Source organism: Halalkalibacter wakoensis JCM 9140, from assembly GCF_000513095.1.
In the GTDB taxonomy this organism is placed as follows: Bacteria; Bacillota; Bacilli; order Bacillales; family Bacillaceae_D; genus Halalkalibacter; species Halalkalibacter wakoensis.
Genome location: NZ_BAUT01000044.1, coordinates 1 through 19,038, shown reverse-complemented (window position 1 = coordinate 19,038; position 19,038 = coordinate 1). Strand labels below are relative to the sequence as shown.

The window sequence follows — 19,038 nt, the reverse complement described above, 5'->3', positions numbered from 1 at the left end:
CTAAATTGAATTTAATTTTATAGAGAAAAGGCCAGGTCCCTCGCTGAAGGGTCTGGCCTCTTGAATTAATCTTGGAGTTCTTCCCATTCTTCCATAAGGGAATCCATTTGTTCTTTCCTTTCGTCTATTTCGGTTTGGAGCGTTTGTGCTTTTTCGTGATCGGAATAAATAGCTGGGTCACACAGATCTTCTTCTTTTTGAGCTAGCTCTTTTTCGAGTGACTCAATCGTAGTTTCTATTTCTTCGATTCTTCGTTGCCGTTGCCGTTCTGCCTTTTTAGCTTCTTTCTCTTGTTCGTATGATCGTTTGTCAGCTTGGCTTCCTGTTCCTGAAGCCGATTGAGATGAAGGGTTACTAGCCTCTTTTTCTTGCTGCGCTAAAAACTCACGCTGCTCCATTTCGTTTTTCTTTTCGACATAGTAGTCATAATCGCCAAGATAATTGGTGATTTGCCCGTTTTCCAGTTCAGCCATCCTTGTAGCAATTCGATTTAAGAAGTAACGATCATGTGATACGAATAACAATGTCCCAGGGTAATCAATTAGGGCATTTTCAAGAATTTCTTTTGCATCAAGGTCTAAATGGTTTGTCGGCTCATCTAGAATAAGGAGATTGGCTTTTTTCATCATGAGCTTAGCGAGGGCAAGTCTTGCCTTTTCACCACCACTTAATGTCGAAACGGGTTTTGAAACGTCGTCTCCACTAAACAAAAAGTTTCCAAGTACAGTCCTAATCTCTTTTTCTGGTAACAGTGTATGTTCATCCCATAATTCTTGAAGCACGGATTTATTTGATTTTAAATTAGCCTGCTCTTGGTCGTAATAACCAATGGAAACATTGCTGCCGAAGCGAATGATTCCATCTTGAATCGGTACGTCCTTCATAAGAGCTTTTAATAAGGTTGATTTTCCAGCTCCATTAGGACCAATAAGAGCCACACTTTCCTCGCGATCAACAGCAAGGTCTAATTGTTTAAATATATCTTGATTATCATAAGAGACATGGAGATCGCTTGCTCGAATGACTTCTTTCCCGCTCTGTCGATCAATGGTAAAAGAGAAGGTTGCAGACTTCTCTGAACCAGCAGGGCGATCGAGTAACGTCATTTTTTCAAGTTGTTTGCGGCGACTTTGCGCTCTCTTTGTCGTGGAGGCTCTTGCAATGTTTCTTTGAACAAAATCTTCTAGCTTGGCAACTTCATCTTGTTGTTTTTCATATTGTTTCATTTCCAGTTCATAGCGTTTTGCTTTCTCATCGAGATAGTTACTATAATTTCCCGTGAACTTCGTAGACTTTGTGCGTGAAATTTCCACAACCACAGTGACAATTTTATCGAGAAAATACCGGTCATGAGAGACAATTAAGATAGCTCCTTGATAACCTACTAAATATTGTTCTAACCATGTGAGAGTAGCAATATCTAGATGGTTAGTAGGCTCATCAAGAATAAGCAGATCTGGTTTTGTTAACAATAATTTTGCTAGAGCAAGCCTCGTTTTTTGCCCACCACTTAACGTAGAAATTTTTGTGTCATAATCAAAATCTCCAAAATTCATCCCTGCAAGAACACCGCGAATATCGGCTTCATATTGATATCCACCTTTATCTTTAAACGTGACCTGCAGTTGGTCATATTCTTTTAAAAGCTTTTCGTAACGAGCGTTGTTCTCAATAAATTCTGGATCAGACATTTGTAGTTCCATATTTCTGAGTTGTTTTTCCATTTTCTGAAGAGGCGCAAAAACGGTTAACATCTCTTCCCAGATGGATAAAGAGGATTCAAGCCCTGTGTTTTGGGCAAGGTAACCGAGCTCGATTCCTTTTGGCATCATTACTTGTCCGCTGTCGTATGATAATTGACCAGCGATGATTTTAAGTAGCGTCGATTTACCAGCTCCGTTCCGGCCTACAAGGGCAACGCGTTCTCCGGTTTGGATATCTAGCTTTATATTTGTTAAAATGGGTTCAACCCCAAAGGACTTTGAAATTTGGTTACATTGTAATAGAATCATGGGTTTCATTCCTAACTATAAAATCTTTCCTTTTTAAAAAGTACTATAGTGCTTTTTGCACTTAATTTCTTGTGTTCATGGGTTATCTGTTCTTCTCATGTTCGTTTCATTGCGCTGCAGCCACTCGCACCCGCAAGGAGGTGGCGAGCCTCCTCGGCTGCGCCTGTGGGGTCTCGCCCCTACCTCTATTTCCCGCAGGAGTCGAGTGGCTTCCGCTCCATTTCACTTTGAGGTAAAATGATAATCCTAGCAACGAAACAGTCTTATGTAAAAACTGCTGATTGAAGTTTTAATGATTTGAGTTTCTTACCTCTTAAGTGTATCGCACAATTCAGCTTTCAACAACTTCATGAACAGTGTAGTAAACCGATTACAAACCTACGTGAAATAGTGTACAATAACACTAGCCTTGAATTGCCAACTTGACGAAGTAGGAGGGAGGCAATGGATGAAAATAGATCAAACGAAAATTCCACAAGCGACGGCAAAACGCTTACCACTTTATTATCGATTTTTAGAAAATTTGTCTGCTTCAGGGAAACAAAGAGTTTCATCAACGGAACTAAGTGAAGCAGTCAAAGTAGACTCAGCAACTATTAGGCGAGACTTTTCCTATTTTGGGGCACTTGGGAAAAAAGGGTACGGATACAATGTGAATTATTTGTTATCCTTCTTTCGAAAAACACTAGATCAAGATGAGTTAACAAAAGTGATTCTTGTCGGGGTTGGTAACTTAGGAACGGCTTTTTTACACTATAATTTTTCAAAGAACAACAACACAAGAATTGTGATGGCTTTTGATGTTGATGATGATAAAATTGGAAAAGAAGTTGGCGGGGTAACCATCCATCATCTAAAAGACCTAGAAAAGGTTGTGGATCCAGAGGTGACGGTTGCGATTATGACGGTGCCTCAAGTTGCGGCACAAAAAATTGCAGACCAATTAGTCGAAGCAGGGATAAAAGGAATTTTAAATTTTACACCAGCTAGACTTGATGTGCCTGATGAGGTTCGTGTCCACCATATTGACCTGTCTGTTGAATTGCAGGCTTTGGTTTACTTTTTAAAACATTATCCAGGGTAAAAGGTTAGATATGGTCGGAAAATACTTCCGAAAAAAGAGATTTGCGCTCTAGGGAGACAGACTCTATAATTTAGAATAGGACAAGGAGGTGCTACCTATGGGTGGATTAGGAGCAGGAAGCATTGCATTAATTGCAATTGTTGCTTTATTAATTTTTGGTCCAAAGAAATTGCCAGAGCTAGGAAAGGCTGCTGGTAATACATTACGTGAATTTAAGAACGCAACCAAAGGCTTAGCGGATGAAGATGATACGAAGAAAAAAGATAACGATAAAGCCTAAGTAGGAAGGGTTTATAAATGGAACAAAGAGACATGTCGGTAATGGACCACATTGTGGAGCTTAGACGAAGAATTATGATAACTTTGGTCTTCTTCATTTTGGCACTCATTGCCGGCTTCTTTTTAGCTACACCGTTAATCACATATTTGCAAAGCACGCCAACGGCACAGGATTTACCAATGAATGCGTTTAAAATGACAGATCCGATTCGTGTATTTATGACGTTTGCTTTTGCTAGTGCACTGATTATTACATTTCCTGTTATATTGTTTCAATTGTGGGCTTTTGTTAGCCCAGGTTTACATGAGACAGAGCGAACCGCAACTCTTGCATATATTCCATTTGCTTTTATTTTGTTTTTAGCCGGTCTTTCTTTTTCTTATTTCATTTTGTTTCCATTCATTATTCAATTTATGGGCAATTTGTCAGAACGTTTAGGAATAACCGAGCAGTATGGAATTAATGAGTATTTTTCGTTTCTCTTTCAAATTACGATCCCGTTTGGATTGTTGTTTCAACTACCTGTTGTCGTCATGTTCTTTACAAGACTAGGAATGCTCACACCAAGCTTCTTATCTCAAGTTCGGAAATTCGCTTATTTCATATTGTTAGTGATAGCTGGTTTTATTACACCACCGGAAATTATGTCTCATTTAATGGTGACACTTCCGTTGTTATTGCTCTATGAATTTAGCATTTGGGTATCCTATTTGACGTATCGTAAAGTAAAAAGGTTAGAAAAAGAAAGAGAAAAAAATGAAAAAGAGTGATGTTTGTCACAGCATTCACTCTTTTTTTACATAAACTATGTGAATTATTGAACAAACTTTGACAAAGGACTAAACACGGTAGCCAAAAGCATTGTAGTGAACTATACTAAGAGTGTAAAGAAGTTGTGAAAAACTTCACATAAAAATGTGAAACAGTGAACAAGTGAAAAAGCAGATGATAAAAAAACATCACATTGTTATGTGAGTTAACTAAAACAAAAACTTGAAGGAGGAATTATCATGATTGGTCAATTTTTAAGAGAAAACAAATATGCAGCGGGAATTTGGCTCGTATTGCGAGTGTATCTAGGATGGTCTTGGTTGACTGCAGGATGGGGAAAGGTAACTGGTGATTTCAATGCTGGAGGTTATTTACAAGGATCAGTTGCAAATCCAGTTATGAGTGGAGAAGCGCTTGTGTATCCAAACTATGTGGCATTTTTAGAAAGCATAGCAATCCCAAATGCAGATTTATTTAGCTTTGTAGTAGCGTGGGGAGAGGTTTTAGTAGGCTTGGGTCTAATCTTAGGAGTATTCACATCAGCAGCAGCTTTCTTCGGAGTAGTTATGAATATGTCATTTTTATTTGCAGGGACTGTCTCTACTAATCCATGGATGATTCTAATTTCAATGTTCATTATGGCAGCCGGCGCAAACGCAGGCCGTTACGGTGGAGATAGATGGGTCTTACCTTACTTGAAAAGCGTTGTATTTAAAGGTAAAAACAATCAAAATCGTTTTGGTGGAGCTAATTTAAAAGAAGCAGTCTAATAGCAGGTTTTTTATGTGAAACGTTGAACAAACTTAAACAGGGAGGAATTACAATGATTGGTCAATTTTTAAGAGAAAACAAATATGCAGCAGGAATATGGTTGGTATTACGAGTCTATCTAGGCTGGACTTGGTTAACTTTAGGATGGGGAAAGGTAACTGGTGACTTTAACGCTGGTGGTTACTTGCAAGGCTCAGTTGCCAACCCAGTTATGAGTGGAGAAGCAATGGTATATCCGAACTATGTAGCATTTTTAGAGAGCTTTGCCATTCCTAATGCCGAGTTGTTTAGTGTTATGGTAGCATGGGGAGAGTTATTAGTAGGTCTGGGACTCATTTTAGGAGTATTCACTTCAGCAGCCGCATTCTTTGGAGTCGTGATGAACATGTCATTCTTATTCGCAGGAACTGTATCTACTAATCCATGGATGATTCTGATTGCGATGTTTATTATGGCAGCCGGAGCAAACGCAGGTCGTTATGGTGGAGATAGATGGGTATTGCCTTACGTAAAAAGTGTTGTACTAAAAGGAAGAAACAACAAGCAAAACTTTGGAGCAGCTGGTAAAGAGTTAAGAGAAGCAATGTAAAACAATAAGAGGGAGACTCTGGGTAAGAAGAGTCTCCCTCTTTATCTCTGTAAAAGTATTCCTGTTTCATATCATATGGTATGATGAAAAGAGTAAATTTCGATAAGCGAAATGGTGTGAATATAGGAATGAATGTTTCAGCAAAATGGATGGTAGTTGTAGCGGTTTTATTAGGTTCTTTTACAATGATTTTAAACAATAGTATGTTAAATCCGGCCGTTCCTCAATTAATGAATGTGTTTGGGTCAGATGCCGTTTCTACTGGTTGGGTGATTACCATTTTCATGGTAACGATGGGGATGACCGTTCCAGTAACAGGATACTTAGGTGATCGTTTTGGGAAAAAGAAATTGTATCTAATCGGCCTTTCGATATTTGTACTGGGATCCTTGCTTGGTTCCTTTTCGTGGAACTTAAGCTCGTTAATTATGTTTAGAGGGTTACAAGGTATAGGTGGGGGAATTATGATGCCCCTCTCGATGGTTCTAATTTTTGAGGCCTTTCCTCGAAATGAGCGTGGACTAGCAACAGGGGTTTGGGGAATCTCAGCCATGATGGCGCCGACAATTGGCCCAACATTAGGTGGAGTAATTTTAGAAACGTTTAATTGGTACTATTTATTTCTTGTTAATGTTCCATTTGGATTAATTGGTCTCTATTTTGCCTTTCGGTACTTACCTAAAACAGAAGCGAACAAGGATATCACATTTGATCGGTATGGTTTTATAACGATTACATTTGGGGTCGGCTCTATTTTATTGGCGCTAGGAAGAATGTCTGAGCTTGCTCACGTCACAGAGGTTGCAAACATGGCCTTGATTGCTGTAGGATTTGTTCTTTTGTATTTGTTTGTTCAAATTGAGAAGAGAGTAAAGCAACCCCTCTTAAACTTGTCGTTGTTTGGTGTGCCGACTTTTACATATAGTATGGTCATTGCAAGCATTACGTCTATTAGCTTATTTGCTAGCTTGTTTTTAATTCCACTATTAATACAACAAGTATACGGCCTTGGTCCAATCGTAACAGGCTTAATTTTCCTACCATCAGCTCTTTTAACGGGAATCTTTATGAATGTTGGTGGTAGAATGCTTGATCGAAGGGGTCCTAAAGGAGTCATTTCAACAGGCCTTATTATTGTAGCAATTGGGACTGTTCCACTTGGCCTCTTGCAGTTGGAAACATCGCTGGCCGTGATCTTTTTCTGGATGGCTTTTAGAGGGATAGGAATGGGATTAAGCAGTATGCCGTCAACAACTACAGGAATGAATTCGATACCTGGTCATCTCGTTTCAAGAGGATCGGCCATGAATAATGTCATAAGACAAATGAGTTCAGCACTAGGAATCGTCTTTGTTTCCATTTATTATGAAGTACGACGTGGACAGCTAATGCCTTCCCTTGGTTCTTTGGAGGAAGCTAGCTTACGAGCGATAAATGAAGGATTCATTTTCGTAGCCATTTTAACTGCACTTGCGATTCCGGCAGCATTCCTTTTAGAAAAATCAGCAAAAGCAGCAGAAGAAAAAGCAACTGCATAAACTTTAAGATAGTATGTTGAAAAGCATGCTATCTTTTTTTTGTGGTATGACGGAATGTTTATCAAGCATATAAGTCAGTAAGAAGGATAAAGAAAAGGTGGGGAATATGTGCAATGAGAACAAGGCAACGAGAAATAGGTATGATCTTGATCATTTGTTTGTGCTTTTTGTTACTTGCTTTTGTCAGACGGGGTTTTATGTGAGTTTAGTTTGTAGCCTTTGAAAAAGGTACTGAGAAAGGCAAACGACTTTTTCAGTACCTATCAAGGCATTTTTCTAATCTTTATTCTTATTATTGTTTTGGTTTTGAAGTTGTTTAATGACTTTACGTAAGCGATAAAAGCGATAAGCAATCATAAAATCAATCGCAGCAAACGAAACAATTAAATAACTCCAGAAATTCCAACCGGCCGTATTTACATTTTGGATAGCGAAGAAGATAAGCAATACACCGATCGAAAAGTAGAGGAGTGCCATTGTTATAGGTGATGCCCTCATAGTAATCCTCCAATAATGAGTGATGTTTGTTCAAATTGTTCGAGTTGCTCCATCCAATCTTCAATTTGATCAGCCAATAATACATTAATAATGGAAACAAATAGGTTGATGGCAACATGGGCAATGATCGGAACAAGAATACGTTTTGTCTTAACGTATAAATACGCAAAAACTAAGCCCATTGCTGTATAAACAAGTAAATGAGTGAAATCCATATGGACAGCGGCAAAAATGACCGAGCTTAGGATTCCAGCAATCCAAAAATTAAATCGTTTATATAGTGCTCCAAATATGACTAATCGGAAGACAATTTCTTCAAGAATAGGGCCAATCACAGAAATCACAATGATAAAGGCTGGAAATGCCTTCGCAAATTCTACGATTGTTTGTGTGTTTTCAGAACCAGGCTCAATGCCAAGTAACATCATTTCAATTAAAGCAGCTGCATATTGAGCAGCGAAAACGAAGAAGACCCCAATGATTGACCAACGTATGGCCTCGCCCCTTGATGAACGTCCTCTTACTTCATGTCTGTTTTTAATATCAGGTCTAAGTAGTAAAAGGATGATAATTAATCCTGTTGTAAAGCTGAACATACTCCAAACACCAGGGATCCGTTCTAAAGGAACGCCAAACTCTCTTAAGAGTAATACGCCAGGAACAGCTGATAATTGCATTAAGGTGTATGTAATTAGAATCCACCAATATCGTTTATTCAATGTGTAATTCCCCTTTGTCAATAAGTCTCAAAAATTCATCTTCATATTTTAACATACCATTTACAAAAAAGCTGAAGGAAAGCCTTAAGGTCACATAGAATACATGAATAGGATTTCCTTTTTAGGAAAAGATAGTGAAGGTTTGTATTTGCAGCTGCACAAACCATAATCTTTATTACGTTATGTTAGGGTAAGCTGGTTTATGTGCTTGTCTGAAATGAAGTTAGAAAAAGGCAAAGAATTTAGAAGTGTAAACGGTTAATATCGATGAAAAAAATTTTTTGTAAAACACTTGCAAATATACCCAGTAATGCTTATTATAATAATTGTGTTAGCACTCGAAGGTGATGAGTGCTAATAAAAAATACAATGTAATATCTTGAAGGAGGGTGTTTTCCTTGTTAAAGCCATTAGGTGATCGTGTTGTTATTGAGTTAGTTGAATCAGAGGAAAAAACTGCAAGCGGGATTGTGTTACCAGATTCTGCGAAGGAAAAGCCTCAAGAAGGAAAAGTAGTAGCTGTTGGTACTGGTCGTGTGACTGAAAACGGTGAGCGTGTAGCTCTAGAAGTAGCAGATGGGGATACAATTATTTTCTCTAAATATGCTGGTACTGAAGTGAAATTTGAAGGCAAAGAATATTTAATTTTACGTGAAAGCGACATTCTTGCAATTATTGGCTAAACGAAGAGCTTAGTCTCTACATAATGATAAAACAATCTTAGGAGGTAGATCTCATGGCTAAAGATATTAAATTTAGTGAAGACGCACGCCGCTCAATGCTACGTGGTGTGGATGCACTTGCAAACGCTGTGAAAGTAACACTTGGACCAAAAGGACGTAATGTCGTTTTAGAGAAGAAATTTGGTTCTCCACTAATCACCAATGATGGTGTAACGATTGCAAAAGAAATCGAACTTGAAGATGCATTTGAAAACATGGGTGCAAAGCTTGTAGCTGAAGTAGCTAGCAAAACAAACGATATCGCAGGGGACGGTACAACAACTGCGACAGTTCTTGCTCAAGCAATGATCCGTGAAGGTCTTAAAAACGTAACATCTGGTGCAAACCCGATGGTTATTCGTAAAGGAATTGAAAAAGCTACGGCTGCTGCTGTTACGGAGCTTAAGAACATTTCTAAGCCAATCGAAGGAAAAGCTTCAATTGCACAAGTTGCTGCGATTTCTTCAGCTGACAACGAAGTAGGCGAAATCATTGCTGAAGCAATGGATCGTGTTGGAAACGACGGTGTTATCACAATCGAAGAGTCTAAAGGTTTCTCTACTGAGCTAGAAGTAGTAGAAGGTATGCAATTCGATCGTGGATACGCTTCTCCTTACATGGTAACAGACTCTGATAAGATGGAAGCTGTTCTTGATAATCCTTACGTTCTTATCACTGACAAGAAGATCGCAAACATTCAAGAAGTTCTTCCTGTTCTTGAGCAAGTTGTTCAACAAGGTAAGCCGATCTTAATCATCGCTGAAGATGTTGAAGGTGAAGCTCTTGCTACACTTGTTGTGAACAAATTACGTGGTACATTCAACGCTGTAGCTGTAAAAGCTCCAGGATTTGGTGACCGTCGTAAAGCAATGCTTGAAGATATCGCAACACTTACAGGTGGTGAAGTGATCACAGAAGACCTAGGTCTTGACCTTAAGTCTGCAAACATCACTCAACTTGGCCGTGCTGGTAAAGTTGTTGTTACAAAAGAAAACACAACAATCGTTGAAGGTGCTGGAGACGCAGCAGCTATTGCTGGTCGCGTAAACCAAATCAAAGCTCAACTTGAAGAAACAACTTCTGAGTTTGACAAAGAAAAGCTACAAGAGCGCCTAGCTAAACTTGCTGGTGGTGTAGCGGTTCTTAAAGTTGGTGCTGCAACTGAAACAGAACTAAAAGAGCGTAAACTACGCATTGAAGATGCATTAAACTCAACTCGTGCTGCGGTTGAAGAAGGTATCGTAGCTGGTGGTGGTACTGCACTTGTTAACGTAATCAAAGCGGTTCAAGCGGTTCAAGCTGACGGCGACGAAGCAACAGGTGTAAACATCGTTCTACGTGCTCTTGAAGAGCCAGTTCGTCAAATCGCACACAATGCTGGTCTTGAAGGATCTGTCATCGTTGAGCGCCTTAAAGGTGAAGCAGTTGGCCAAGGATTCAACGCTGCAACGGGCGAGTGGGTAAACATGGTTGAAGCAGGTATCGTTGACCCAACGAAAGTTACACGTTCAGCTCTACAACACGCAGCATCTGTATCTGCTATGTTCTTAACAACGGAAGCTGTAATCGCTGATAAGCCAGAAGAAAATGCTGGCGGCGGCATGCCTGACATGGGCGGCATGGGCGGTATGGGTGGAATGGGCGGCATGATGTGATGACCGCTCAAACCCTTGATAGATAAGGGTTTTAAAGAGATTTGCTAACAAAATGATAACATAAGGTATATAAAAGAGGCTTCTCATTAGTTGATTAAACTTTTGAGAAGCCTTTTTCTTTTGCTTACGATAGAAGGTGATGCATTATTCATTAGATCAGTCTTCTGCAAAGAGGCTAGATTAACTGTTGTTTTACGTAGTAGACTTATACTACGCAACAATAATATTTAAGCTAACGCACCTTTCGTTAAGGATCAAAAGTAGAAAATATTACGGTAAATAATTGATCATAAAAAATAGCCAAAAATTTGATTTGGCTATTTTAAACGTACTAAAAATGCATTTTTATAAAACTGTTCGACTCTTAAATCTATCTGTCTAAGACTTATTTCATCCAACTCTTTGTTAAGGAGTGACAAAGCATCCTCAACATATTTGTACAAACTTAAACCATTTATCTTTTCTAAATATTCATTGTAGGAAATTTCTGAAACTAAATTATGATCAAAGACTCTCTCAAAAAAGTAGCTAATACTAGTTCGGACAATTTGAATATCTAAGTTTAAATTCAAATTTTCTTTGAGACTGGTATATATAATTGTTAGATATCTAAACGGCACAATTCCACGTACATAAGGGACAAAATTAGGTTCCATCATAGTAAATAAAATATTCATTGATTGTGATATATAGCCTATCTGTGAAAAGAAAAATATTTCACCAGCTGTACTATTTTTGTTTCCTATATATTCTGTCTTCACAAAATCATCAAATCTCTCTTTAAAACTGCCATTGCGATACCCATCATCATCCCAACCAAATAATACCCATGTCTTTACTACATCTTTTAAATTCTGTTCAATATCATTGAAAGTTTTAATCTTTTTAAAGTAATCTTCAGTATCCGATATATCATTAAAAAGTGATACATAACCAAATATTAACAAGATGACTTATAATAGACATAACATAGTAAATTCATTTCGAGTTCAGAAAGGGGTCAACAGCTGTATGTACATATCTAGGGTAGAAATTAAAAACTATAAAAATTTCAAAGCTAATATAATTGAATTTAACGAGGGTTTAAATGTAATAATTGGTCATAATAATGCTGGAAAATCGAACTTATTAAGAGCTATGGCACTAATATATAATCCATCTGTTAAAAAGAACCTATCAATTGATGATTTTAATAAGCAACTTACATTAGAAGAATTAAAAAAGCAGCCACCACGCATCAACGTATCAATTACTCTTAGTCAAGAAAAAGAAGAAAACCTAATGGGAGATGATTTGGTAGTAGTAAGTCAATGGTTAACGAAACTGGAAGAACCATACGAAGCTAAAATTCATTATGAATTTTGTCTTCCGCTAAAACATCAAGACGAGTATGAACAAAAACTTTCTACTGCAACCTCTGTAAATGATGCATGGGAAATTATAGATAAAAATTTTCTGCGTTTTTATACATACAAAATTTATGGAGGAAATTTAGAAAATCAAATTACCGTGGATAGTGAGTATATGAAAAAATTTGATTTTCAATTCTTAGATGCTATTAGAGATGTAGAAAGGGATATGTTCAGTGGAAGAAATACATTATTAAAAAATGTTTTGGATTTCTTTATGGATTATAGTATAAAATCCAATCAAGGTTTAGATGACGATGAAAAAGAGCAACAAATCAAAGAGGAAAAAAAGAAATTTGAAGATCAAGCTAAAGTACTGATGGATTCTTTGAATCAGAGGATGTTGGAAGGAAAAAAACAAATTTTATCGTATTCAAAAGAGATTGGGGCTTCATTTGATAATGCTGAACCAAACTTTGCTGGCGGTATAACAGATGTCGAACTCTATTCTGCACTTAAACTAATAGTGGAGCATCATGATGGAATTCAACTACCTATAACGCATAATGGCCTTGGCTATAATAACTTGATTTTCATGTCTTTACTATTGGCAAAAATGCAAGTAAATGCGAGTGAAACGTATTTAGGAAGCAACGCAAAAGTCTTTCCAATGCTTGTTATAGAAGAACCAGAAGCGCATTTACATCCTTCGATGCAAAAGCAATTATTAAAGTTTTTGAAAAAGAATTTGGCAGAGAAAAAGGTTCGTCAAATATTCGTAACAACACATTCGACTCATATTACAGGAGCGTTAGAGTTAGATGAATTAATCTGCTTATATAAAGGTGAGAATGAAACAAAAGTCAGCTACCCAGGTAAAGTTTTTGGTACTAATGTAGAAAGTAAAAAATATGTACAAAGATTTTTAGATGCGACGAAATCAAATATGCTTTTTGCTGAAAAACTTATATTAGTTGAAGGTTTAGCAGAGCAATTATTAATGTCTATTTTTGCAGAATATCTTGGAAAGTTTTTAGAAGACGAACATGTAGCTGTAATTAATGTAGGAGGAAAGTACTTTGACCACTTTTTGAAGTTGTTTAATTCTAATAATTCTGCTGCAATAAATAGAAAAGTAGTTTGTATTACTGATAGGGATCCAGTAAGGAAAGAGCGTTTAATTGAGGGGGAATCCTATACAAAATGTTATCCATTTGAGATGAATATAGAAGCTGATAAATATGAATATAAAATTAGTAAGCAGGATGTGGATTATTCGACGAACATTAAGTTTTATTTTCAAGATGAATTAAAAGGTAAAACACTTGAATATGATTTAGTGCGATTCAACCCAATGTTGAAGATGTTAGTAACGGATTCAATGTCTAATAAAGAAGAAATTAAAGCGCTAATGAAGCTATTTCAAGAAGGTAAAGATATTGATAAACTTTATAGCCGATTAAGTAAATCAAAAGAAAATACGAGAATAATAGATGGCTTAAAACATGAAGAATTAAGTTGGTCAGAAGATGATAAAAAAATAGCACTGATAGCTGCTAGGTATTTAAATTCAGTTGGTAAGGGAGTTAACGCTTTGGAATTAGCCTACGCATTACAAGAAAACTTAGCTAAGCGAGGTTCTGAAGACTTTGTTGAGTTTGTCGTCCCAGACTATATTCAAGAAGCTATAGATTGGGTGTGTGAAAATTGATTACTATTACATCTAGTGACTTAATTGATATTGAACAGCACTTTAAAATAACAGCTGGTCCAGGAGCAGGAAAAACACATTGGTTAGTTAATCATATAAAAAATACAGTGAAAAATTCTGCGCGATTGGAGAAGACGCGAAAAATAGCTTGTATTACCTATACAAATATCGCTGTTGAAACGATTTTGAAAAGGCTTGGTGCTGGTGTAACTGACAGAGTAGAGGTATCAACTATTCATAGTTTTTTATATAAGCACGTTGTTAAACCATACTTACATTACTTATCAGATGAATTTGAAATAAATGTCTCAAAAGTTAATGGACATGATACTTATGGTCCAAGATATTCAATCGTGAAAAATTGGTTAGAAAATCATAAACGTGTAGATGAACTTACTCATCCTAATTCATATAAACAATTGCTATTCGGGCAAAAGTTAGACTCTTTGTTTATCTGGCTCAATAATCTACAGTACATGTACGACTCAGACGGAAATTTAAAGTTAGTGGGTAATCAAGAAAAAGTAGGTGGAGTAAGAAAAGTAACTGATATTTTAGCAGATGATTTGATTAGTTATAAAAAAATATTTTGGTCATCGGGTAAAGTTGATCATGATGATGTATTATTCTTTAGTTATTTATTAATAACGAGGCATCCTTTTATACTAAACGTATTAAGAGCCAAATTCCCATACTTTTTCTTAGATGAGGTGCAGGATACAAATCCTATTCAAGCAAAAATTATTAAGTTGATAGCTAAAGAAGAAACAATAGTTGGCATTATTGGAGATCCGGCACAATCTATTTTTGCGTTTCAAGGGGCGAGTATAGATGAATTTATTAACTTCAAATTAGAAAATATGGTCGAATATCAAATCCTTGAAAATAGGCGTAGTTCGAATCAAATTATCGATTTGTTGAATGAAGTACGAAAGGATATTGCGCAATCTAAATATAAAAATGTTGATGGTGAACTACCAATTTTATTTATTGGAGATACTGTAGATGCTTATAAAAAAGTAAAGGAACTATGCGGAGAAGGTTCATCGATTCATACACTTTCAAGGGATAATCCCACTGCTAATGCAATGAAATCGTTGGTTGCATTAAATGGAATAGATACGAAGCTATTAAAGAAATTCAAAGAGGCCGATAGTAATAAAGATAGACCGAGGATAATTTTAAATTCTATAGAAGCAGTTGAATTTGCACGAATAGGTGATTATAAAAATGCATTAGAAAAAATGAAAGTACTATTTACAGATTGTCCTGAGAAAGACCGAGTTAATAACTCAATTAAATTACTTCAAGAACTATTAACTAAATATGATAGTTATAATGAAACTTCCTTAATCGCGTTTTATACAGTGATAAAATCCCATATTCCAATGAGTACCTTTAAAGCGGGTGCAGCCAAAGACTTTTATGATGGAATTACATACACCCAACTTGCAATATGTATAAATTATAAAGAAGATACCAGTCAGCACAGAACTATTCACAAAGCAAAAGGTGATGAGTTTGAAAATGTTTTACTAATACCAAGTTCTTTAGATTTTCTTCTTAACCCTGATTTGGAGAACGAAGAAGATAGGGTTTACTATGTTGGATTAAGTAGAGCAATCAACCGTTTATATATTGTCTTTTCTAAACTTACGAAGAAGAATCAAAAGTTCATAGAAGAACAATACAACATTAAAGTGGAGGACTTAACAAAAGTTCATCATTTGATTTGATTTTGGTTAAAAGCTACTGCCATCCCTTCAGTAACTATCTTAATAAATTCATATTTAAAGCACTCTAGGAAGTGGTGGTATAGCAATTGTTTTAGCCATTTAAATCAACAATATTATTAAATAAGAAAACATTAATGGAAGCAATCACATGATTATAAGTGAATTAAAGAGCCAAATCGCTAAAATTTTGGAAATGTTATGGACGGAAGGGAATGTAATCCTTTAACAAATATTAAGCAAATTTCGTATTTATTATTTATTAAAAGTTTAGATGAGTGAAATTAGTAAGGAACTCAAAATAGAGTATCAAATTAATGTTTTAGAGCATATACCTAAATCTATTTGGGAGGATGCCTCGTTATCAAATTTTTACTTAGTAGATGCAGAATTAAGAAATGGTAATGCGTTAATAAGGTTTGATGGAAATGGTGAACCATATTGATATTTTGAGGGAATTTCTGGTGATTTAAGTGCAAAGTAATAGCCTGTTTTAAAATGGTTGAATTTTTATAAAGTAATTAAAAGAACACGCGTACAATATTTATCCGGAGGTGAGACTTATTAAAATTTACATAACAAATTTTAATGAGGCAAGAAATAAAGAGGGTTTTCATTTAGTACCAGATAATTGGAATGATTATCTTTTCTATACATTATTTAATGTTGAATATGTAGATAAAAATTTAAAAAAGACTGAAATAGGACATGTGAAAATAGGTTTTGAAAATCAAACCACAGAGGAAAAGACTAGAACAGTATTAAATCAATTAGCAGCTAGTCAGAATAATGTTATTCTAAAATTGCCGAGTAACTTTTTTTCTTTAGGGCAAAGTGCGAAATACTACAAGAATATAAAAAAATTAAATGATGATGATTTGAGAATCGATTTTTTAACGGCTATTAATGATATTGCGTATAATGATGAGTTTATGGAAAAATATTCGGAACAAGAAGTGTTAACCGTCTCTTTGATGAGGGAAGTAAATAAATATAATTATGAGAATCAATTTAAGAGAATAGCTAGAGGCGGAGCATTACTAACAGACTTTGATTTTACATTTTCCTTAGAATATCAAAATAAAAAGAAAGATTTACATTTTAAGGTTGAACCAGATACGTTACCACCTACAAATTTACACGCAGTTATTGGTACAAATGGTGTTGGTAAAACTACAGTTTTGAAAGGAATTATGAATGAATATATAAATGGGAAACTCCAAGATAATTTTGCTAATTTAGTTTATATTTCATTTAGCGTATTTGATAAAATCCCTAGTAATGAAGAAGATGAAAATGATTCTTTTTTCTATGTAGGTTTTAAAAAAAAATTGGGTGAAACAAAAAGTGATGCTGAAATTAGTGAAGAATTTAGTGAATCTATATTAAGTATTCTGATTAGAAAAAAACAATACTATTTACATCAAATGTTTATGATATTAAATAAAGCGGATTATAATTTTAATAAGCTGAACTTTATTACTATATTAGAGGAATATTTTGAAACTAAACGAAGTAAAGAAGATATGCAAATCTGTACAGAAAACATAGTATCTAAATTTGAGTATTTGAGTTCGGGCCATAAAATTATTCTTCTTTCAATTTCTAAAATAGTAGAGTTGCTAGTGGAAAAAACACTAGTATTAATTGACGAACCAGAAACGCACTTACATCCGCCATTGTTATCAGCATATATAAGATGTTTATCTGAACTTCTAAAGGCTGAAAATGGTGTTGGTATTGTAGCTACACATTCTCCTGTAGTTCTACAAGAAGTGCCTAAATCAGTTGTATCTATTATTCGTAAATATGGGAATGCATTCAAAATAGAAAGACCTAAAATGGAAACATTTGGTGAAAATACAGGGGTATTAACTGAAGAAGTTTTTGGTTTAGAAGTGATTAATACAGGATTTCATAAAATTCTAAAAGAAGCTGCAGAAAAGTTTCGAGATTATGATCGAGTATTAGAAGAATTCGATTATCAGTTAAGCTTAGATGCAAAAACAATAGTTAGAAGTTATTTAAATGAACTAGAAAAGGATTTTAATGATGTATAAATTATCAAAACCTAATATCAAAATTGAGGATTTTTTTGATGAGTTACTTGCTAATAGGCAAAGTGCTGCTGGGAAGTTTAGGCTTGGTAGAATAAAATCAATAAAAAGTGACTTAATAGAAAAAGAAGTTCAATATAATTTTGTAGCAAATGAAGATAGAAATGAACTACATCAAATAGTTCCCACTCAAATAATAGAAATTCCTAGAGATACTCCTGTATTACAGTTTTTTAATTTTCCTAATACTATAGCCAAAAACAGATTACTAGAGAAATTAAGAGACTATAAGTTAATTGATTTTATTGATCCAACTCAAACCAAAAATTCAATCCTCGAACAATTACAAGTAGTAAAGTTAAATCATTTAGATAGTATTTTATCTGCTGGAGAAGATTTATATAATTATATTAGATATGTAGATAAAAATGTTATGAAAGAAGCATATGAAGATTATTTAGTAAAAGATAGTGATGGGATAGGGAGAGACATTTATGATGAATTAATGTTACTTGCCGATGATGGCATCTGTCCTTATTGTTTAATAGGAAATGTCACTACATTAGATCACTATCTCCCAAAGGCAAACTATATTAACTATGCAATAACTCCGATTAATTTAATCCCAAGTTGTATAGATTGTAACACTAATAAGTCTGATGAAATCTATGATACTGAAGAAAAATTGTTGATAAATTCATATTTTGAAGACATTACAAGTATAGATTGGTTAGAAGCGGAAGTAGTAGAGGCATTTCCTATAACATTTAAATTTAATATAAATAGTACTTTGAGAAGTTCAATATTGCGAAGTAGATTAGAGCGTCATTTTTCGAAGTTGGAATTAGACTCGAGATATGGGAAGGCTGCTAGTAGGGTATTTAGGATACGGGTAAAAAGTATTGTTACTGATTACTTATCTGGAGGTCTAGAAGCAGTTCAAGAAAAATTAGAAAGTGATAAATCTTCAGCGGAGTTTTTAAATTTAAATTCAATAGAAGCTAAGGTATATGAGAGTTTATTAAATTCTAATTGGTTTATGCGAGAAGACACTATAGAAAGTATTATTGCATACTATGAATTGAGTTAAATATACATCTGGCTGTTGTACATAAAATAAATTTATTTAAGTTGAAAATAGGTGATTCCACTACATCTTCTTTAAATTGTCCATGCCCAGCACACACGGCATGTGGAGTGTGTGGACATTGGTGATGATTTCTGTTTTAAATTGCTAACATTTTGCTAACGCAATCCCATAAAAAACGGTAAATCCCCGTTAAAGATGTTACAGTCAACAATATCCAAAACGTTGATTTACCGCAATTTTTGCACCTCTTGTTAACGATATTACACACTCAAAACTTACGGGCGGCATGATGTGATGACCGCTAAAACCCTTGATATATAAGGGTTTTGTAGTGATTTGCTAACAAAATGCTAACATTAGGTATATAAAAGAGGCTTCTCATTAGTTTATCTAACTTGTGGGAAGTTTCTTTTTTTGCATGACCTTTAAGGTGTTACATTCCATTTAAGTATTTCAACT

16 protein-coding genes are annotated in these 19,038 nt (G+C 35.2%); 12 read left to right on the top strand and 4 right to left on the bottom strand.

Annotation, left to right across the window (positions count from 1 at the left end):
- Window positions 1-65: 65 nt before the first annotated feature.
- Window positions 66-2,012 carry an ABC transporter ATP-binding protein gene (locus JCM9140_RS15080; protein ID WP_034748250.1) on the bottom strand — a complete coding sequence of 649 codons (1,947 nt, stop codon included), beginning with the start codon at window positions 2,010-2,012 and terminating at the stop codon, window positions 66-68.
- A gap of 448 nt (window positions 2,013-2,460) precedes the next feature.
- Between JCM9140_RS15080 and JCM9140_RS15075 the strand changes: the two genes are divergently transcribed.
- From JCM9140_RS15075 to JCM9140_RS15050, 6 genes are all read left to right on the top strand, one after another.
- A complete protein-coding gene (locus tag JCM9140_RS15075) occupies window positions 2,461-3,096 on the top strand; it encodes a redox-sensing transcriptional repressor Rex (RefSeq protein WP_034748247.1) in 636 nt (211 codons plus the stop codon).
- A gap of 97 nt (window positions 3,097-3,193) precedes the next feature.
- Window positions 3,194-3,376, top strand: coding sequence for a sec-independent protein translocase protein TatAY (gene tatAY, locus JCM9140_RS15070; protein ID WP_034748244.1), 183 nt, complete (start codon window positions 3,194-3,196; stop codon window positions 3,374-3,376).
- A gap of 17 nt (window positions 3,377-3,393) precedes the next feature.
- Window positions 3,394-4,146, top strand: a complete 753-nt coding sequence (gene tatC / locus JCM9140_RS15065; RefSeq protein WP_034748241.1) for a twin-arginine translocase subunit TatC — start codon at window positions 3,394-3,396, stop codon at window positions 4,144-4,146.
- 240 nt (window positions 4,147-4,386) lie between these two features.
- Window positions 4,387-4,917 (top strand): DoxX family protein, encoded by a 531-nt coding sequence (locus tag JCM9140_RS15060; RefSeq protein WP_034748238.1) that lies wholly within the window; start codon window positions 4,387-4,389, stop codon window positions 4,915-4,917.
- Window positions 4,918-4,970: 53 nt separating this feature from the next.
- Window positions 4,971-5,507, top strand: a complete 537-nt coding sequence (locus tag JCM9140_RS15055; RefSeq protein ID WP_034748235.1) for a DoxX family membrane protein — start codon at window positions 4,971-4,973, stop codon at window positions 5,505-5,507.
- A gap of 128 nt (window positions 5,508-5,635) precedes the next feature.
- On the top strand, window positions 5,636-7,045 hold the full coding sequence (locus tag JCM9140_RS15050; protein ID WP_034748233.1) for an MDR family MFS transporter: 1,410 nt from the start codon (window positions 5,636-5,638) through the stop codon (window positions 7,043-7,045).
- Window positions 7,046-7,321: 276 nt separating this feature from the next.
- Here the strand turns inward: JCM9140_RS15050 and JCM9140_RS15045 are convergent, their stop codons facing one another.
- Together JCM9140_RS15045 and JCM9140_RS15040 are read right to left on the bottom strand one after the other, a co-directional pair.
- On the bottom strand, window positions 7,322-7,543 hold the full coding sequence (locus tag JCM9140_RS15045; protein WP_034748230.1) for a YdiK family protein: 222 nt from the start codon (window positions 7,541-7,543) through the stop codon (window positions 7,322-7,324).
- Complete coding sequence (locus JCM9140_RS15040) at window positions 7,540-8,262, bottom strand: CPBP family intramembrane glutamic endopeptidase (protein ID WP_034748227.1); 723 nt, start codon at window positions 8,260-8,262, stop codon at window positions 7,540-7,542. Before JCM9140_RS15040 ends, JCM9140_RS15045 begins: the two co-directional genes overlap by 4 nt.
- Before the next feature lie 398 nt (window positions 8,263-8,660).
- On the opposite strand from JCM9140_RS15040, the gene groES reads away from it, so the two are divergent.
- Together groES and groL are read left to right on the top strand one after the other, a co-directional pair.
- Complete coding sequence (gene groES / locus JCM9140_RS15035) at window positions 8,661-8,945, top strand: co-chaperone GroES (RefSeq protein WP_034748225.1); 285 nt, start codon at window positions 8,661-8,663, stop codon at window positions 8,943-8,945.
- 53 nt (window positions 8,946-8,998) lie between these two features.
- A complete protein-coding gene (gene groL / locus JCM9140_RS15030) occupies window positions 8,999-10,639 on the top strand; it encodes a chaperonin GroEL (protein ID WP_034748221.1) in 1,641 nt (546 codons plus the stop codon).
- A gap of 317 nt (window positions 10,640-10,956) precedes the next feature.
- Here the strand turns inward: groL and JCM9140_RS15025 are convergent, their stop codons facing one another.
- A complete protein-coding gene (locus JCM9140_RS15025; RefSeq protein WP_034748218.1) occupies window positions 10,957-11,586 on the bottom strand; it encodes a hypothetical protein in 630 nt (209 codons plus the stop codon).
- A gap of 64 nt (window positions 11,587-11,650) precedes the next feature.
- Here JCM9140_RS15025 and JCM9140_RS15020 point away from each other — a divergent pair, with 64 nt between their 5' ends.
- The 4 genes from JCM9140_RS15020 (at window position 11,651) to JCM9140_RS22665 (ending at window position 18,579) form a co-directional block, all read left to right on the top strand.
- Window positions 11,651-13,699, top strand: coding sequence for an ATP-dependent nuclease (locus tag JCM9140_RS15020; protein WP_034748215.1), 2,049 nt, complete (start codon window positions 11,651-11,653; stop codon window positions 13,697-13,699).
- Window positions 13,696-15,435 (top strand): UvrD-helicase domain-containing protein, encoded by a 1,740-nt coding sequence (locus JCM9140_RS15015; RefSeq protein WP_034748212.1) that lies wholly within the window; start codon window positions 13,696-13,698, stop codon window positions 15,433-15,435. The genes JCM9140_RS15020 and JCM9140_RS15015 overlap by 4 nt, the downstream gene beginning before the upstream one ends.
- 551 nt (window positions 15,436-15,986) lie before the next feature.
- Window positions 15,987-17,492, top strand: a complete 1,506-nt coding sequence (locus JCM9140_RS15010) for an AAA family ATPase (RefSeq protein WP_034632374.1) — start codon at window positions 15,987-15,989, stop codon at window positions 17,490-17,492.
- Window positions 17,485-18,579 carry an HNH endonuclease gene (locus JCM9140_RS22665; protein ID WP_156314893.1) on the top strand — a complete coding sequence of 365 codons (1,095 nt, stop codon included), beginning with the start codon at window positions 17,485-17,487 and terminating at the stop codon, window positions 18,577-18,579. Before JCM9140_RS15010 ends, JCM9140_RS22665 begins: the two co-directional genes overlap by 8 nt.
- Window positions 18,580-19,038 lie beyond the last annotated feature (459 nt).

What these genes read in the sequence shown, in the direction of transcription:
- JCM9140_RS15045 (WP_034748230.1), bottom strand. Translation starts at nt 7,543, where the DNA reads ATGAGGGCATCACCTATAACAATGGCACTCCTCTACTTTTCGATCGGT.
- tatC (WP_034748241.1), top strand. Translation starts at nt 3,394, where the DNA reads ATGGAACAAAGAGACATGTCGGTAATGGACCACATTGTGGAGCTTAGA.
- JCM9140_RS22665 (WP_156314893.1), top strand. Translation starts at nt 17,485, where the DNA reads ATGTATAAATTATCAAAACCTAATATCAAAATTGAGGATTTTTTTGAT.
- tatAY (WP_034748244.1), top strand. Translation starts at nt 3,194, where the DNA reads ATGGGTGGATTAGGAGCAGGAAGCATTGCATTAATTGCAATTGTTGCT.
- groL (WP_034748221.1), top strand. Translation starts at nt 8,999, where the DNA reads ATGGCTAAAGATATTAAATTTAGTGAAGACGCACGCCGCTCAATGCTA.
- JCM9140_RS15060 (WP_034748238.1), top strand. Translation starts at nt 4,387, where the DNA reads ATGATTGGTCAATTTTTAAGAGAAAACAAATATGCAGCGGGAATTTGG.
- JCM9140_RS15055 (WP_034748235.1), top strand. Translation starts at nt 4,971, where the DNA reads ATGATTGGTCAATTTTTAAGAGAAAACAAATATGCAGCAGGAATATGG.
- JCM9140_RS15080 (WP_034748250.1), bottom strand. Translation starts at nt 2,012, where the DNA reads ATGATTCTATTACAATGTAACCAAATTTCAAAGTCCTTTGGGGTTGAA.
- JCM9140_RS15020 (WP_034748215.1), top strand. Translation starts at nt 11,651, where the DNA reads ATGTACATATCTAGGGTAGAAATTAAAAACTATAAAAATTTCAAAGCT.
- JCM9140_RS15050 (WP_034748233.1), top strand. Translation starts at nt 5,636, where the DNA reads ATGAATGTTTCAGCAAAATGGATGGTAGTTGTAGCGGTTTTATTAGGT.
- JCM9140_RS15075 (WP_034748247.1), top strand. Translation starts at nt 2,461, where the DNA reads ATGAAAATAGATCAAACGAAAATTCCACAAGCGACGGCAAAACGCTTA.